The organism is Vibrio sp. 1CM23M (assembly GCF_023161755.1).
GTDB lineage: Bacteria > Pseudomonadota > Gammaproteobacteria > Enterobacterales > Vibrionaceae > Vibrio > Vibrio coralliirubri.
The window spans coordinates 177,131-193,209 of the sequence record NZ_JALNTR010000008.1; the positions used below are offsets into that span (position 1 = coordinate 177,131).

General features: G+C 46.2%; 15 protein-coding genes and 1 tRNA gene. 4 read left to right on the plus strand and 12 right to left on the minus strand.

The window, feature by feature from the left end; translation table 11 throughout:
- Nucleotides 1–47 precede the first annotated feature (47 nt).
- The 3 genes from MSG35_RS19850 to epmB all read right to left on the minus strand — a co-directional run bounded on the left by MSG35_RS19850 (nucleotide 48) and on the right by epmB (nucleotide 2,223).
- Nucleotides 48–536 carry an MgtC/SapB family protein gene (locus MSG35_RS19850; RefSeq protein WP_048607785.1) on the minus strand — a complete coding sequence of 163 codons (489 nt, stop codon included), beginning with the start codon at nucleotides 534–536 and terminating at the stop codon, nucleotides 48–50.
- Nucleotides 537–641: 105 nt separating this feature from the next.
- Complete coding sequence (locus tag MSG35_RS19855; protein ID WP_248384859.1) at nucleotides 642–1,187, minus strand: prepilin-type N-terminal cleavage/methylation domain-containing protein; 546 nt, start codon at nucleotides 1,185–1,187, stop codon at nucleotides 642–644.
- Nucleotides 1,188–1,200: 13 nt separating this feature from the next.
- Nucleotides 1,201–2,223, minus strand: a complete 1,023-nt coding sequence (gene epmB, locus MSG35_RS19860) for an EF-P beta-lysylation protein EpmB (protein WP_248384860.1) — start codon at nucleotides 2,221–2,223, stop codon at nucleotides 1,201–1,203.
- A 33-nt stretch (nucleotides 2,224–2,256) separates the two neighbouring features.
- Between epmB and efp the strand changes: the two genes are divergently transcribed.
- Nucleotides 2,257–2,823: an elongation factor P gene (efp, locus tag MSG35_RS19865; RefSeq protein ID WP_019822013.1), complete on the plus strand. Its 567-nt coding sequence runs from the start codon at nucleotides 2,257–2,259 to the stop codon at nucleotides 2,821–2,823.
- Between the two features lie 351 nt (nucleotides 2,824–3,174).
- Here the strand turns inward: efp and frdD are convergent, their stop codons facing one another.
- The 4 genes from frdD to frdA are packed head-to-tail and all read right to left on the minus strand — an operon-like array spanning nucleotide 3,175 to nucleotide 6,546.
- On the minus strand, nucleotides 3,175–3,561 hold the full coding sequence (frdD, locus tag MSG35_RS19870) for a fumarate reductase subunit FrdD (RefSeq protein ID WP_248384861.1): 387 nt from the start codon (nucleotides 3,559–3,561) through the stop codon (nucleotides 3,175–3,177).
- Nucleotides 3,562–3,573: 12 nt separating this feature from the next.
- Nucleotides 3,574–3,957, minus strand: a complete 384-nt coding sequence (frdC, locus tag MSG35_RS19875) for a fumarate reductase subunit FrdC (RefSeq protein WP_048607793.1) — start codon at nucleotides 3,955–3,957, stop codon at nucleotides 3,574–3,576.
- 1 nt (nucleotide 3,958) lies between these two features.
- A complete protein-coding gene (locus MSG35_RS19880; protein WP_009847917.1) occupies nucleotides 3,959–4,723 on the minus strand; it encodes a succinate dehydrogenase/fumarate reductase iron-sulfur subunit in 765 nt (254 codons plus the stop codon).
- On the minus strand, nucleotides 4,723–6,546 hold the full coding sequence (frdA, locus tag MSG35_RS19885; protein ID WP_248384862.1) for a fumarate reductase (quinol) flavoprotein subunit: 1,824 nt from the start codon (nucleotides 6,544–6,546) through the stop codon (nucleotides 4,723–4,725). Before frdA ends, MSG35_RS19880 begins: the two co-directional genes overlap by 1 nt.
- Nucleotides 6,547–6,997: 451 nt before the next feature.
- Here frdA and epmA point away from each other — a divergent pair, with 451 nt between their 5' ends.
- A complete protein-coding gene (gene epmA, locus MSG35_RS19890) occupies nucleotides 6,998–7,969 on the plus strand; it encodes an elongation factor P--(R)-beta-lysine ligase (RefSeq protein WP_248384863.1) in 972 nt (323 codons plus the stop codon).
- Nucleotides 7,970–8,078: 109 nt separating this feature from the next.
- Here epmA and MSG35_RS19895 read toward each other — a convergent pair whose 3' ends face one another.
- From MSG35_RS19895 to rsgA, 5 genes are all read right to left on the minus strand, one after another.
- Nucleotides 8,079–8,966, minus strand: coding sequence for a DMT family transporter (locus tag MSG35_RS19895; protein ID WP_248384864.1), 888 nt, complete (start codon nucleotides 8,964–8,966; stop codon nucleotides 8,079–8,081).
- A 162-nt stretch (nucleotides 8,967–9,128) separates the two neighbouring features.
- A complete protein-coding gene (locus tag MSG35_RS19900) occupies nucleotides 9,129–11,009 on the minus strand; it encodes a methyl-accepting chemotaxis protein (RefSeq protein WP_248384865.1) in 1,881 nt (626 codons plus the stop codon).
- Nucleotides 11,010–11,302: 293 nt separating this feature from the next.
- Nucleotides 11,303–12,718, minus strand: coding sequence for an SLC13 family permease (locus MSG35_RS19905; protein WP_248384866.1), 1,416 nt, complete (start codon nucleotides 12,716–12,718; stop codon nucleotides 11,303–11,305).
- A gap of 307 nt (nucleotides 12,719–13,025) precedes the next feature.
- On the minus strand, nucleotides 13,026–13,946 hold the full coding sequence (gene asd / locus MSG35_RS19910) for an archaetidylserine decarboxylase (RefSeq protein WP_248384867.1): 921 nt from the start codon (nucleotides 13,944–13,946) through the stop codon (nucleotides 13,026–13,028).
- Between the two features lie 125 nt (nucleotides 13,947–14,071).
- Nucleotides 14,072–15,127 carry a small ribosomal subunit biogenesis GTPase RsgA gene (gene rsgA, locus MSG35_RS19915; protein ID WP_017061306.1) on the minus strand — a complete coding sequence of 352 codons (1,056 nt, stop codon included), beginning with the start codon at nucleotides 15,125–15,127 and terminating at the stop codon, nucleotides 14,072–14,074.
- A 150-nt stretch (nucleotides 15,128–15,277) separates the two neighbouring features.
- Between rsgA and orn the strand changes: the two genes are divergently transcribed.
- Both orn and MSG35_RS19925 read left to right on the plus strand, forming a co-directional pair.
- On the plus strand, nucleotides 15,278–15,823 hold the full coding sequence (gene orn, locus MSG35_RS19920; protein WP_010434065.1) for an oligoribonuclease: 546 nt from the start codon (nucleotides 15,278–15,280) through the stop codon (nucleotides 15,821–15,823).
- A 180-nt stretch (nucleotides 15,824–16,003) separates the two neighbouring features.
- A tRNA-Gly gene (locus MSG35_RS19925) sits at nucleotides 16,004–16,079 on the plus strand.

The window sequence follows — 16,079 nt, forward strand, 5'->3', positions numbered from 1 at the left end:
GCCTAGTCGTGTGACTAGGCCTTCTTAATGTCTGTCTCAGATTGAGGTTACTTCTTCACGCGACCTTTTCTCATCCACTTTTGGTGAACACCACGGCGTAAGCTTTGGAAACTGTTTTCCACTTTATCGACACCAAGCAGAATCACTAGCGCCATTAGCGTAATAATGACCGACTGGGAAAGGTGACCAAGTGCGATCATCATACCTAATGCAGCGAGCACCCAGATAATCGCGGCTGAAGTCACGCCATGAATCTTTCCATCCAGAGTCATCATTACCCCAGCGCCAAGGAAACCAACCCCAGTAATGATCTGACCAAGCACACGAGCTTGATCGAGCGTGTTAGGGGAAAGGCTAATCGCCATCGTAAGGAAGAAATAGGTACCACTGATGATCAGAATCGATGTCCTGATCCCTACTGGTTTACCGCGTGTTTGTCGCTCGATACCGATTAACGAACCACACAGCATACATACTGCAAGGCCTGCCCAGCTAAAGGGGGCAAGGTTGAGAGTTTGTTCTATAAATTGTGTCATATCACCCCTCCTAAAAATTTAGAATAGAGCCGAGTATGCTAATAATAGACCGGACGATCGAACAAAAACTTTTTGTCTTAACGATTGATAAAGGTGACGTAAAGTCTAGCAGCCGTCTGTTGTTAAGGTGAAGACAGGTGTCGTGGTCTCCGTCGCTTCTTGGTACTCAAGGTAGCAGTTATCAGCCTGATTTTTTCGGCTCGAAGGCGCATAAAGAATAATGCCATCGTTCGCGTCAGTGTTGGTAAAGAACCAGTCAGCTCTGCCCGTATCCCAAACTGCATCCAAGAACGTGGATTCGATAAGCATTGACCAAGTTTGATCGTTCATCGCTGCAGGGTAACCGTAAGCGACTAATATATCGTCACCCTCAACGTTAATCGATGCGCTGACAACCTTATCCAAGCCTAGTGCTGATGTCTTACCATAAAGCATAGCACTTGCACCCTCCATTCCGCCTTTCAGGCCGTTTAATGTCGAGATGCGCGCATCAGTTTGCAGGTTGAGGAACTTAGAAGCAGCAGTGACCGACACAATACCTAGAATCACGATCACCACGACCAGCTCGATGATGGTGAAACCTCTTGAGCTGAACTTAAGCGCTGGTTGAGATGTGATTGCTGGTGGAGCAACTGAGGTATTGTGTTTCATTGATACAACTTCTCTATTCAATGTGTAGGTCGAGCGGTGTCTTGCTGCTGCGTCCGCCAATCTCACGGGTTAACTTAGGTACTAGGTAGCCAGAAACCTCAGAGATTAATCCCTTAAAGTGATGCTTTGCTTCTTCATCTGAAATATAGAAGTGAGCGGCGCCCTGAACCTTATCAAGTACATGCATATAGTAAGGTAAAATACCGGCGTCGAATAGCTTTTCGCTTAATTCTTTCAATGAGTTAGCGCTGTTATTTACACCTTTAAGCATCACGCCTTGGTTGAGCAGAGTAGCACCACTTAACTTAAGCTTGTGAAAGGCTTGTTTGAGATCTAAGTTGATTTCGTTGGCATGGTTAATGTGGCTGACCATCACCACATTAAGGCGAGTTTGAGCTAACAATTGGCACAGTTCATCTGTTACTCGAGCGGGAATCACAACCGGTAATCGGCTATGAATTCGAACGGTTTTCACATGTGGTATTTGTTCGATAGCATGAATCAGCCACTCTAGTTCGCTATCTTTGGCCATCAGTGGATCGCCACCCGACAAGATAACTTCGTTGATCTCTGAGTGAGCAGCCACATAGTCGAGGCTGGTTTGCCACACCGACTTTGAGCCTTTGTTGTCTTGGTAAGGGAAATGACGACGGAAGCAGTAGCGGCAGTTAATCGCACAACCGCCTTTCACAATCATCAGTGCACGGTTTTTATATTTGTGTAGTAGCCCTGGGATAGCGTTCTCTTGCTCTTCCAGTGGATCAGCGGAATAGCCTTGGTGTACCTCAAACTCTTCGCTTAGCGGTAAAACTTGTCGTAGCAATGGATCGTGTGGGTTGCCTTTTTCCATTCGTTCGACAAAGCTAAGAGGAACCCGAAGTGCAAATAACTCACGAGCAGCGAAGCCTGCTTGCCACGGTGTTGGGTCTATTTCCAATGCCTCAAGCAGTTTTGTCGGGTCAGAGATCGCATTCGATAGTTGTTTGAGCCAGTTTTGCTCAACAGATTCGACTTTTCGGGTTATGATATGCGGCATTGAAATTAACTCAAAGATGTGGAAGAGAAAATCATGGCGTCAGTAAGCACCAATGAATTCAAAGGCGGTTTAAAATTCATGTTAGATAACGAGCCTTGCTCAATTATCGACAATGAATACGTTAAGCCAGGTAAAGGCCAAGCGTTTAACCGTGTAAAACTTCGTAAACTGCTGTCAGGCAAAGTGTTAGAGAAAACATTCAAATCAGGCGAAAGCTTTGAGCTTGCAGATGTTGTTGACGTTGAACTAGGTTACCTATACAACGATGGCGAATTCTACCACTTCATGAACAACGAAACATTTGAGCAAATTGCAGCAGACGTAAAAGCAGTTGCTGACTCTGCAAAATGGTTAGTTGAAAATGACGTTTGTACTCTAACGTTGTGGAATGATAACCCTATCACAGTAACTCCACCAAACTTTGTTGAGATCGAAGTAACTGAAACCGATCCTGGCCTTAAAGGCGATACACAAGGTACTGGCGGTAAGCCTGCAACTCTAGCAACAGGCGCGGTAGTTCGCGTACCTCTATTCATCGCAATCGGTGAAGTTGTTAAAGTTGATACTCGTACTGGCGAATACGTTGGTCGTGTGAAGTAATTTGATTGTGTCCATCTTGTTTAGGATGGCTCAGTGAAATAAAAAAGGTCGCTTATGAGCGGCCTTTTTTTGTGCCTTAAGAACAGATGCGCGTAAACGAGATGCGGGATACGAAGAGCGGGAAGAGCAGATTAGAGTAAGCGGGATGCGAGATACGAAGAGCGGGAAGGGCAGATACGAGTAAACGAGATGCGGGATGCGAAGAGCTTGAAGAGCAAGAGTGAGTTAGAGGATATGAGATTCAACAAGCAATAAAAAAGCAGAACAAGATAACCCTGCTCTGCTTTTAGTCTTTTTGCTCTTAAGTTCTTCGCATCTCGATTACTCGAATCCCGAATCTGCTCTTAACTTTTAGATCATAAAAATGAAGATAACAGACAGTGCGCTGATTATGCCTGCAACGAAGTAGCAACCCACTTTACCCGCAACGCCGACGTGGAACTTAAGGTCGTGCATGCCGTGGTGAAGACGGTGCATTGCGTGCCACATTGGCAGTGCTAGCGTACCGATGATGAATAGCGCACCGATAATGCTGGTGGCGAATTCAGACACACGCTCGTAGCTCATTGCGTCCGCATCGATGATGCCCATTGGCACTAAGATACCCAGCACTAAGATCGTGATTGGTGTGATCATCGCGAACCAAGTACCGCCAGCACCAAATAGGCCCCACCAGATTGGCTCATCAGAGCGTTGTGGGTTGTGGTTAACAGGTTTTACTTTGTAATTTGTGTTCATAACGAAAGCTCCTTACACCACAACAAGAACGATTAAAGAAATAAAAGCCACCGCTGCCCACTGGGTCAGTACGATGATTCTTTTATCAACCAATTTGCCTTTAAGACGGATTGGCATCACTTGAGGCATCATGCTGAAGAAGGTTTGAGCGTGCAGCAAGCTGCCTAGCAGTGCCACGATGTTGATACCAACAACGATAGGGTTAGCCATAAAGCTCAACCAACCAGCCCAAGCTTCAGGGCCTTTCACTAGTGCACCCAAACCGAAGGTTAGGAACAGAGTGAATAGAATCAAAGGCAGTACAGTCGCTTCACGTAGCATGTAGAAGCGGTAGAACGGATGGTTGCTCCACCATGTTCTCTTCATCTCACGAACATAAGGCTTACGATTGCTCATATTATGCCTCCTCTGCTGTTTTTACTTGCGATCCATCAGGCTTGAACATCGAGATAACGAAGTCCATTGAAGACTCAACTTTGCCTTGGTTTACAGCTGCTGCTGGGTCTACTTTCTTCGGACAAACGTCAGAACAGTAACCTACAAACGTACAGCCCCAAGCGCCGTTGTCGCCATTGATAAGCTTCATGCGCTCAGCTTTACCATTGTCACGGCTATCTAGGTTGTAGCGATGAGCAAGAGCAAGTGCCGCAGGGCCAATGAACTCAGGGTTTAGACCAAACTGAGGACATGCTGCGTAACACAAACCACAGTTGATGCAGCCAGCGAACTGTTTGTACTTCGCCATTTGCTCTGGAGTTTGGATGTTCGTGCCGTCTTCTGGCTTACGGTCGTTACCAATGATGTAAGGCTTGATTGCTTCAAGGCGTTCGATGAACGGCGTCATGTCGACAATCAAATCTTTTTCGATTGGGAAGTTAGCCAAAGGCTCAATCTTGAAGCCATTCGGGTAGTCACGTAAGAAGCTCTTACACGCCAGTTTTGGCACGCCATCAACCATGATGCCGCAAGAACCACAAATCGCCATACGACAAGACCAACGGTAAGACAGGTCTTTATCTAGGTTGTCTTTGATGTAACCGATCGCATCAAGTACTGACATGGTTTCATCAAACGGAACTTCAAAGGTTTGAAAGTGAGGTTCTGCATCGTGCTCAGGGTCATAACGCAGGATTTCAATTTTTTGGATTCGATTCGCTGACATTATGCTTGCTCCTCTTCGCTCTTCTTCGCATTCTCTTCTGCTGCTTTTTCAGCGGCAGCGGCTTTCTCTGCAGCTTCACCGTACAGACGAGCTTTAGGTTGAGATTTAGTAATCTTAACGCCGCTGTAGTCGATAGTTGGTGCTGCATCTTCGTTGTAGAAAGATAGAGAGTGTTTCAGGAAGTTCACGTCGTCACGTTCTGTGCAGTTGTCGTCTAGACGTTGGTGCGCACCGCGAGACTCTTTACGAAGGATCGCTGAGTGAACCATCGCTTCAGCAACTTCAAGGCCGTAACCCACTTCGATAGCGTAAAGTAGGTCCGTGTTGAACACTTGGCCTTTGTCTTTAATGCTGATCTTTTTGTAACGTGCTTTTAGCTCAGTGATTTTGTCGATGGTTTCTTGCATCAAGTCTTCTTGACGGTAGATACCACAACCCGCTTCCATGGTGTGACCCATTTCAGTACGGATATCAGCCCAGTTCTCATCGCCTTCTTGGCTTAGTAGACCTGCGATGCGATCTTCAACCGCTTTCACTTGCTTAGCGATAGACTCTTCGTTCCAGCCTTTGAATTCAACAGCGCGTTTCACTGCTTCTTCACCGGCTACGCGTCCAAATACCACGAACTCAGCCAGAGAGTTAGAACCTAGGCGGTTTGCACCGTGTAGGCCAACTGAAGCACATTCACCAACGGCGAATAGGCCTTTAATGCGAGTTTCACAGGTACCGTTGGTCTCAATACCACCCATGGTGTAGTGAACGGTAGGGCGAATTGGGATTGGCTCTTTTGCTGGGTCTACGTTTACGTACGCTTTTGCAAGCTCACAGATGAACGGAAGACGCTCTTGCAGGTACTCTTCACCAAGGTGGCGAAGGTCAAGGTGTACGACATCACCAAGTGGGTGCTTGATGGTGTTGCCTTTCTGCTGCTCGTGCCAGAATGCTTGAGAAACTTTGTCACGAGGACCCAGTTCCATGTATTTGTTTTTCGGCTCGCCCACTGGAGTTTCAGGGCCCATGCCGTAATCTTGCAGGTAACGGTAGCCGTTCTTGTTGACGATGATACCGCCTTCACCACGACAACCTTCGGTCATCAAGATGCCAGTGCCCGGTAGGCCTGTTGGGTGGTATTGAACGAACTCCATATCACGCAGTGGTACACCGTGGCGATAAGCCATTGCCATACCGTCGCCAGTTACGATGCCGCCGTTGGTATTACAGTGGTAAACACGACCTGCGCCACCGGTTGCTAGAACAACAGATTTTGCTTTGATGGTAACAAGCTCACCTTCAGACATGTGAATCGCGATTAGGCCTTGTACTTCGCCATCTTCAACGAGCAAATCCACCACAAAGTACTCATCAAATCGTTTGATTGTGTCGTACTTCATCGAAGTCTGGAACAGAGTATGAAGCATGTGGAAGCCGGTTTTATCCGCTGCGAACCACGTTCTCTCTACCTTCATACCGCCGAATCGGCGTACGTTTACTTCACCGTTTTCTTTACGACTCCATGGGCAGCCCCATTGTTCCATTTGGATCATTTCGCGAGTCGAGTTTTCAACAAAGTATTCAACAACATCCTGTTCACATAGCCAGTCGCCACCACCAACAGTATCGTTGAAGTGGTTATCTAAGCTATCTTCGTCTTTAATTACTGCTGCTGAACCGCCTTCTGCCGCTACCGTGTGCGAACGCATTGGGTAAACTTTAGAAATCAGTGCTACTTCCAGTTCAGGATTAGCTTCAGCCGCAGCAATAGCTGTACGAAGACCAGCGCCGCCTGCGCCGATGACTGCGATATCTGTGGTAATTGTCTTCACAGTTATTCTCCAGTGTGATGCGGAGTATTCCGCTTGTAATTATAAAAAGCCTATTTAGGAGGTTCTAAATCGTAGGAACCATTTAGCGCCCCTAAGCCTTAAGTGGTAGGTTCAGTGTAAGAGAGGAAGGTATTCGAAAAGTTGATGCATTTGGGTTTTTAGGTCGGTAATGCATATGGAGGCATAGAAATTATAGGTTATGTGACTGCAATCACGGCAATGAATTGTTGATAACGATTAACCCACAGGACGGGTGTTAACGGCTTGTTGAGTATGATTTTTGTTATCAATGCTGATGTGAAAGCTGTATTGATAATTGTATTGTAGAACGTAATTTTCTGGCTTCATTAAAACAACATTTTGCTTTCACGAATAGAAAGATAGAAGCTTACAAAAGCGATGAAAGGTGGTAATTTTCGTCGCCTAGAATTCAGTAATATGGAACTCAATAATGCACTCTACATGGCAACCGGCCGCAACCATTAAACAGTTAAAGCAACGTGCTGATATCCTTAATCAAATTCGTCAGTTCTTTGCTGAGCGAAACGTGATGGAAGTGGATACGCCGGCGATGAGCCACGCCACGGTGACGGACGTGCATTTGCATACTTTCAAAACTGAATTTGTAGGGCCGGGTTATGCGCACGGTCAGCCACTGTTCTTTATGACTAGCCCTGAGTTTCATATGAAACGTCTATTAGCGGCGGGCAGTGGCTGTATCTACCAAATTTGTAAATCTTTCCGTAACGAAGAGAATGGCCGTTATCACAACCCTGAGTTCACCATGTTGGAGTGGTATCGAGTTGGCTTTGATCATCATGACCTGATGGATGAAATGGATTTGCTGTTACAGCAGGTACTTAAATCGGGCTCAGCAGAGCGGATGACTTACCAACAAGCCTTTATTGATGTGTTAGGTGTGTGTCCACTGGAAGATTCGATGGATACTCTAAAACAAGCGGCAGCGAAGCTTGGGCTTAGTGACATTGCTGATCCAGAACAAGACCGCGATACCTTACTACAACTACTGTTTAGTATTGGGGTTGAAGCAAAGATAGGGCAACAAGTGCCTGCGTTTGTTTATGACTTCCCAGCATCACAAGCGGCGTTAGCCAAGATTAACCCGAATGATCCACGAGTGGCGGATCGCTTTGAGGTGTATTTCAAAGGCATTGAATTGGCAAACGGCTTCCATGAACTAGACAAGCCACAAGAGCAGCTCAAGCGCTTTGAAGATGACAATGCCAAACGTATTGAGATGGGCTTATCGCCTCAACCGATTGACCATCACTTGATTGAGGCATTAAAAGCGGGCTTACCAGACTGTGCGGGTGTTGCTTTAGGTATTGATCGTCTGATCATGCTGGCATTAGGTTATGACCATATCGATGATGTGACGGCTTTTCCGTTCCCGCGCTCTTAGCTTTTTGATTTTGTTTTACTGAGAGTGAATAGTCATTAGCTATTAATTCTCAGTTTCCAATCAGCTGCCAATTAACTTCACTAGCTAGCTGACTAGAATACCAGTACCACTATTTAACAAGAATACCAGTGCCGACCACTGCAACAATGGCACCTATCCAAGCGTAGGCATTTGGTCTCTGTTTGGTGTACAGCCAAAGTATTGGTAACAACATGATCGGTGTGGTTGAAGATAACAGAGCAACCATGCCGACATTGCCTTCCTGCAGCGCATACAAGATCAGCGTCATTCCCACCGCCATCGCTAAAAATCCGTTCACTGCGGTAATCGCAAATATTTGACCATTCATCGGGTTGATTGCGCGTGAGAGCTTGGCGCCCGTTAAGCGAAATGCGGAGTGAGCAACAAAAGCGGTAATCATACGAATCGCTGAAGCGGCAACAGGGTCTATGCTGGTTTGCATCACGGGCTTGGCAATAATCCCACCTAATGCTTGGCAGATAGCCGCTGTGATTCCGAGAGCAACGCCAATCCACACAGTGCCTTTGATGGTTTCGAGTTGGTTGTTGGCTTGTCCTCGACGACCAAAGAATATCGCTGTTAAAACGCCACTGAACACCAAAGCCGAGCCAATCAGCTCAACAGAAGTCATGCTTTCGCTAAATAGGAAGTAACCAAGAATCGCCGAGAACACGGCGTGACAAGAGAACAGCAAACCTGCTTGGCGCGGTCCCATTCGATTCAAACAGGCAAATAGGGCGGTATCACCAATGAAGATGCCAATTAGCCCAGACAGCATCATTGGCGTTACTAGGTCTGCTTCGACCGTTGACCAACCACCAGTAAACCAAGCCATGCTTGATAAGATGATTGCAGTACAACCCATGCGCCAACGGCTATATGCGAAAGAACCTAAGTGTTGAGCAGGCTTTACTGACATCAGGCTCGCGATGGCCCAAAGAAAAGCGGCAGCAAGAGCCAACCATTCGAATCCCATCTGAATAACATCCTTGTGTCTGGGATAAATTAGCTCATCAATATGCATTAAACCGGACTGAGAACAAAGTGATTCTTATGAAAAGAACCACTTTGTTTCAGTTATCGGTTTACGTCACCTGCCGCTCGGTGGTGAGGTTTAACTTACTTTGTTTGAGATGAGTTATACCTTAAAACGCTCCACATCTCGGCGCATCGACTCGGCAGCGTTACTCATTTCATTTGAGCTATAGCGACTGCTTTCAGCTTGTTGTGCAAGATCGTCTGAGGCATCTTTGATCCCTTGCGTATTGCGACTGATGTCTTCGCTTACTGCGCGTTGCTCTTCCGCAGCACTCGCTATTTGCAGCGCCATATCGTTGATTTCAGAGATTGCCTGAGTGATTTTAGTCAGGCTGCCATGAGCTTGCTCTGCGAAGCTAACGCTGTTTTCTGCCAGTTGAGTGCTGGTGGTCATGCTTTCAACGGCATGTTCGGTATTCTTCTGCAGCGTATCAATCATCACGCGGATTTCTTCGGTCGAGCCATGCGTTCGTTGGCTGAGCACTCGAACTTCATCGGCTACAACCGCAAATCCACGACCTTGCTCTCCCGCACGCGCCGCTTCAATCGCGGCATTCAATGCCAACAAGTTGGTTTGTTCGGCAATGCCTTGAATGGTGGATAGGATCTGATTGATGCTTTGCGCGTTGTTTTCCAGTTCTCGAATAACATTGGCAGCGTCTTCAACTTGAGTTGCAAGGCCAGTAATCGCATCACGGTTTTGTTGGATAACTTCTTGGCCTTCGTTACAAGCGGTCGCTGATGCTTGAGAAGCGGATGCCGTGAGTTCGGCATGGCTAGCCACTTCTGCTGCGGTGGCGGACATTTCATGAATCGCGGTAGCAATTTGGTTGATGTCGTTTTGTTGGTTCTCAACTCGAATGGAGGATTGGGTCGCCAGTTGGTTGGCCTTTTCTGCATGATTGTTGAGATCGTGGCTGTGCTCTATGACGCCCTTTAACATGCTTTGCATCTGGCTTAAGAACTGGTTTACAAGCTCGGCCAGTTTGCCTATCTCATCCATACGCGTGATATCAATACGTTGAGTGAGGTCACCTCTACCTTGAGCAAGCTGAGTCAGCGCTTCAGACAAGGTTTGTAGTGGGGAAAGCAGTCGGTTGATCACCATTGTGCTCGCAATTGAAATGACGATGTACAAAATCAAAGAAGTCAGGGAGATGAACTGAATCGCGTCAGATACTGCAGAAAACGCCATCTCTTTATCTATAACAATACCCAGTGACCAATCGGTATTCGGCACATTGGCAATGTAGACCATTTTATCCTCTTGGCCAGGCCAAGTTAGCGTAGTGATCATTTGGCCTTGGATCAGTTGTGACACTTTGTTGGCTGTTAGTTCCGGATTCAAACTGGTCAGTGGTTTCTGGCTTAGCTCTTCATCACTGTAGGCAACGATGTTGTTGTTACCGTCGACTAAAAACGCGAAGCCATCGTTATCGAGTTTCACGTTGAGCACGGTGTCGATAATGCTGGTTACAGTTAAGTCTGCCGCGAGGACACCTTGTCTTTCCCCGTTGAATGCTTTGGCAAAGCTGATGACAATGCTGCCGTCAAAGTCTTGATAAGGTTCAGTAATGATGAGGTCTGACGTTGAATTCGCATCTTTATACCAAGGGCGGGTGCGTGGGTCGTAGCCTTCTGGCCAATCTTCACCTTTGTCGCCATACGCGATAGTGCCGTCGCTGAATCCGGCATAAACAGACAAGAATTGTCCAGCTTGTTTGGTGATTAGCAACTCGCGGTCAGAGTTACTGTTGCTTGAAATGGTCGGTTCATTAGCAAGCATCATATCGCTGCGAGTCGAGAGCCAATCGGCAATATAATTCGTCGTGCCAGCACTGACATTTCTCATTTCTTGGTTGATCGCGACTTCAGTTTCTTGAGTCAGTTGATTAACCGATATCCAGGCTTGAGCGCCACTCACGACGGCAATAATGACCGCAATTGCGATCTGAATTTTAAATTTAATCGTATGTCTCAAGGTCTATTCCTCTCTTATTAGACAAAAACCTAACTACAGTGACGTACTTGATGGTGAATTGATGTGTCTCTGATGCGTGTATAGTGCCGCTGTCTTAGGCTGAATGACTGTGTTTGAAATCATAAATTCTTAATATATTTGCTCTGCTTTTTGTAAAACAGTGAAGTAAAATCACAGTTACCTGTTGGTTGAAATGTTAGTTAATTGCTTGGGGTGGAGTGGTATAGATCGAAAAAAGCGCCAAATTTACATTCAGCGCTTTAGTTAGGATTAAAGGTGAGCGTTAACGCTTACTAGGTGATGATAAACAAGGCGAGGTAAACCATCAGCAAGCCAACAATACCTAAGATGATGCCCATCTTCGCCATGTCTTTGCTTTCGATAAGCCCGGTCGAGTAGGCCAGTGAGTTTGGTGGTGTCGATACGGGTAAAATCATACCAAGTGACGCAGAGAAGGCGACCACAACCAGCAAGCCTTGCAGGCCACCAATCGCAACTAGGCTTTCCATGGATGCACCAATTGCAGCGGCTATCGGCATCAGCAAGTTGGCAGTCGCAGTGTTTGACATGAAGTTCGCCATTAACCAACACACAATAGATAACGTCAGTACCACAGCCGCCGGTGACAGTGACTCATAGTCAATCGCGTGTGCGAGTGCAGCGGCTAAGCCTGTTTTATCAAGGCCGATACCAATCGCGATACCACCTGCGACCAGCCACAACACATCCCAGTTGATCAGCTTGAGCTCTTCTTTGCCCATGATGCCAGTCAGCGTAAAGACAGCCAGTGGAATAATAGACACGACATAAGTGTTCATGCCATGCAGTTTGGTGGTCATCCACAATAAGATTGTCGCAGCGAAGGTGATGTAAACCACAATCGCTCGCCAGCTCTTTCTAAATTGCCCATCAAGCTTGAGCACCATATTTCTCTCTTTAGAAGGGAAGAATTTTTGTAGAAGAAACCAAGCGATGGTGAGTTGGATGATCACAAAGGGTAAGCCCATCATCATCCAGCTGAGGAAGTCGATGGTGTTTTCACCTGTTAGGTATTGCAGCGCGATGGCATTGGGTGGCGTACCGATGGGTGTCGCGATACCACCGGTGTTGGCAGCAATTGGAATACATAATACGAGCGCTTTAATCCCCATGTCGCCTTTTGGTGCTGACGCGACGATAGGACCGAGCAGCGCAAGCATCATTACCGTCGTTGCGGTATTTGACATGAACATTGAGAACACCGCGGTGATCAACATTAAACCCAGCATGATGAAGCGCGGCTCTGTACCAAATGGTTTGAGTAATACTCGAGCTAAGTTGTTGTCGAGTTCGTACTTGGATGCGGATATCGCAAGAGCAAAGCCACCCATGAATAGGATGATGATCGGTGACGAAAATGCACCGAATATGTCGGTATATTTGATTAACTCACCGAGATCGTGCCCCGCTGGTGGATTTCTAAATAGGTGTAAACCTTTGTCAGATATCATCACCAGTTCAAGCGCAATGATCAAAATGGAAGTGGCGAACACCGGAACAGGTTCAAGCACCCACAGCAGGGCTGCCAATAAGAATATCGCCAACAGGCGGTGTTGAATCAGCGTGAGATCATTGATTGGTATTGAATCTATTGGCATGAATAACACGCCTAAGGGAATCGCAAAACAAATCAACAGCTTGACCAGAACGCCAACATTGAGTTTAGGCATGTACAAAGACCCTATAAATAAAATATCTTCAAATAGAGTAAGTTATCTGGATTTTTGGTACTTGGAGACGGGTTGTAAAATCGAAAAGTTGTTTAAGGTTTCGACAGTTGTTTTGTTTTTGGTCAATCTTTTATCTGGGCAACTAGAGGCAAGAGTGAGAAGCAGCAGGTGGCTGGGCAGGGTTTGAAAGCTTGGGTTGTTAGAGCTTGAGTAGCAAATGAATCGGTAGAGTTAAGAAAAAGGCGCGTTCTTCTCTAAAATAGAAAAAGTAACGCGCCTTGAAAGCTTAATGAATTAACTCTGAGAGTTACGCTTGGTCTGTGTTCTCAGCAGAATCGGCAGCAGCATTATCAGTTGCTTGTGCTTCTTTGCCTGCAATGTGCGCGAAAGGTGTACCAAGAACCGTTTTCTCACCATTTTTCATCGTGTCGTCAAACTTGATCGAATCTTTAGCGAACAGGTTAATAACGGTTGAACCAAGCTTAAAGCGGCCCATCTCTTCGCCTTTCTTCAAGATGATAGCTTTGTCACCTTGTGCAGGGTAATCCCATTTGTAAACCGAGTTACCACGAGGTGGGGTGATGGTACCCGCCCATACTTGCTCGATGCTGCCTACGATCGTTGCGCCAACCAGGACTTGAGCCATTGGGCCAAATTCCGTATCGAAGATACACACGACACGCTCATTACGTGCGAATAGGTTTGGAACGTTTTCTGCCGTTAACGGGTTAACTGAGAAAAGGTCACCTGGAACGTAGATCATCTGACGCAGTGTGCCGTCACATGGCATGTGCACGCGATGGTAATCACTTGGTGACAAATAAAGCGTTGCGAACTCGCCGTCTTTAAATTCATCCGCTAGAGCAGCATCACCACCCAATAGCTCGCGAGCTGAGTAGTTATGGCCTTTCGCTTGAATCAGTTGACCGTCAGTAATTGGGCCAAATTGGCTCACACGTGCATCTGCAGGGTGAACAATAACAGACTCACCTTCAGCGATAGGGCGCATGCCTTCTTTCAATTCACGCACGAAGAATTCATTGAATGTTTTAAAGTGTTTTGGATCGCTATGCAGAGCTTCATCCATGTTCACTTTGTATTGCTTGATGAACCAGTTGATGATCGCTGTCGTTAAGCCGCCCGCTTTAGCAGACGCAAGTTTGCCGACTAGGCGAGTTAATCCATGTTGTGGAATCCAGTACTGCAATCCAACTTTAATCTTATCCATTGTATTAATTTTCCAATGCTAATTGTTTTTCAATTAAATCTGTCGATGACGGTTTAGGGCGCGAGATGTTACTTAAATTCGCGTCAATTGTCAGTAAATGCACACATTTGTTCACAAAAACGCGATTAGAGATCGGCTTTTTTGTTGCGTGAATACTGACGGTTATCTTTGTTACTCGCCATGCTTTCAATGATGCGGTGGTAGTTGTCGAAACGTAATCGACTGATCTTTCCGTTTTCTACCGCTTCGCGCAGGATGCAGCCTGGGTCATCAATGTGTTTACAGTCACGGAACTTACAACCGCCAAGGTAAGGTTTGAACTCGATAAAGGCTTCAGTGATTTCGTCAGCTTCTAGGTGCCATAGGCCGAATTCACGTACTCCTGGTGAATCAATCAGATCACCACCAGAAGGGAAGTGGTACAGACGAGCTGCCGTGGTTGTGTGCTGACCAAGACCTGAGTTCTCAGAGACTTCGCCTTCTTCAATGTCTAGCGTAGGCATTAATGCATTCACTAGGCTTGATTTACCCACACCCGATTGACCAACAAAGATGTTGATACGGTCTTTGAGTTCAGCTTCCAGCTCTTTGATGCCGTAGCCAGACTCTTTACTCACGAACATCACTTTATAGCCGATCTTCTCGTACTCTTTAAGTGTTTCACGGTATTCAGCAATCTGCTCATCAGTCAGTAGATCGACCTTGTTCAGTACAACAAGCGGCGCGATGTTCACCGTTTCTGAAGCAATTAGGTAACGGTCGATAATATTAAGTGATAGCTCTGGTAGCACAGCCGAAACGATAACCATTTGGTCGACGTTCGCAGCTACTGGCTTTAGGCCATCGTAGTAATCAGGGCGAGTCAGCATTGAAGTTCTCGGTTCAACCGCTTCCACAACGCCAGAAATACCGGCCATTGATTCTAAGCCTGCGCGCCAAGTCACTCGGTCACCAGAAACTAAAGTCTCGATACTACGGCGTAAGTTACAACGATGAACTTCGTTAGTTTCAAGATCTTCGATATCAGCATGTTGGCCAAAGCGCGTAATCACGAGTCCGCTTTTGGTTCCGCCAAGCATGTTCTCATCCCATTGGATAGAATCTTCTTTCTTGAGTCGCTTGTTCTGGTTGCTACGTACACGACGTACTTGACCTTTGGTTAACTTCTTTTTTTTAGCCACAATTTTTCACTTAACACATCTAATTTGATGATTGGGGACTCAAACAGGATGTTGCTGGTACCACGTGATTTCGATGGTCCTAAAGCTAGTTTGAGTATAGTTATTTGGGTATAGTACCTCTTTTACACATAAACAAATAGGCGACGCCTTATGTCCTTTAGCGATCAGAACCTTATTTGGGTTGATCTAGAGATGACAGGACTTGATCCTGAAACTCATAAAATCATTGAAATTGCTACTATCGTTACTGATAGTGAGCTTAACATCCTGGCTGAAGGACCTGTTTTGGCTATTCACCAACCTCAGAGTGAATTGGACAAGATGGACGAGTGGTGCACAACGACGCACACTGGCAGCGGCCTTGTGAAACGAATTCAAGAAAGCACGGTTTCAGAGCAAGATGCCATCCAACAAACCATTGAGTTTCTTGAAAAATGGGTACCAAAAGGTAAGTCACCAATTTGTGGCAACAGCATTGGTCAAGACCGCCGTTTCCTATACAAGCACATGCCAGAGTTAGAAGAGTACTTCCACTACCGCTATGTTGACGTAAGCACTCTGAAAGAGCTGACTCGTCGTTGGAAGCCTGAAGTGTTAGACGGTTTTTCAAAGTCAGGAAGTCACCTAGCATTGGATGATATTCGAGAGTCTATCGCCGAGCTGCAGTATTACCGAAAAACGATTATTAACATCTAGTCGAATAAAATGATCACGTTTATCTAACTTTTCAGGGACATAAGAGCCGTTTTTTTTGCAAATCTGTGTGCTTTTACAGCAGTTGAGTAAAAAGTTTCGTAATTTTGCATTAAGGACTTGCATCACAAAAAAATGCTCTTATAATTCGCAGCCCTGAACGGCGAAAGACGTTTTCAGATTGCGATACTAGCTCAGTTGGTAGAGCGCAACCTTGCCAAGGTTGAGGTCATCGGTTCGAACCCGATGTATCGCTCCA

Coding starts and splice junctions, on each gene's coding strand:
- MSG35_RS19850 (WP_048607785.1), bottom strand. CDS start 536: ATGACACAATTTATAGAACAAACTCTCAACCTTGCCCCCTTTAGCTGG.
- MSG35_RS19855 (WP_248384859.1), bottom strand. CDS start 1,187: ATGAAACACAATACCTCAGTTGCTCCACCAGCAATCACATCTCAACCA.
- epmB (WP_248384860.1), bottom strand. CDS start 2,223: ATGCCGCATATCATAACCCGAAAAGTCGAATCTGTTGAGCAAAACTGG.
- efp (WP_019822013.1), top strand. CDS start 2,257: ATGGCGTCAGTAAGCACCAATGAATTCAAAGGCGGTTTAAAATTCATG.
- frdD (WP_248384861.1), bottom strand. CDS start 3,561: ATGAACACAAATTACAAAGTAAAACCTGTTAACCACAACCCACAACGC.
- frdC (WP_048607793.1), bottom strand. CDS start 3,957: ATGAGCAATCGTAAGCCTTATGTTCGTGAGATGAAGAGAACATGGTGG.
- MSG35_RS19880 (WP_009847917.1), bottom strand. CDS start 4,723: ATGTCAGCGAATCGAATCCAAAAAATTGAAATCCTGCGTTATGACCCT.
- epmA (WP_248384863.1), top strand. CDS start 6,998: ATGCACTCTACATGGCAACCGGCCGCAACCATTAAACAGTTAAAGCAA.
- MSG35_RS19895 (WP_248384864.1), bottom strand. CDS start 8,966: ATGGGATTCGAATGGTTGGCTCTTGCTGCCGCTTTTCTTTGGGCCATC.
- MSG35_RS19905 (WP_248384866.1), bottom strand. CDS start 12,718: ATGCCTAAACTCAATGTTGGCGTTCTGGTCAAGCTGTTGATTTGTTTT.
- asd (WP_248384867.1), bottom strand. CDS start 13,946: ATGGATAAGATTAAAGTTGGATTGCAGTACTGGATTCCACAACATGGA.
- orn (WP_010434065.1), top strand. CDS start 15,278: ATGTCCTTTAGCGATCAGAACCTTATTTGGGTTGATCTAGAGATGACA.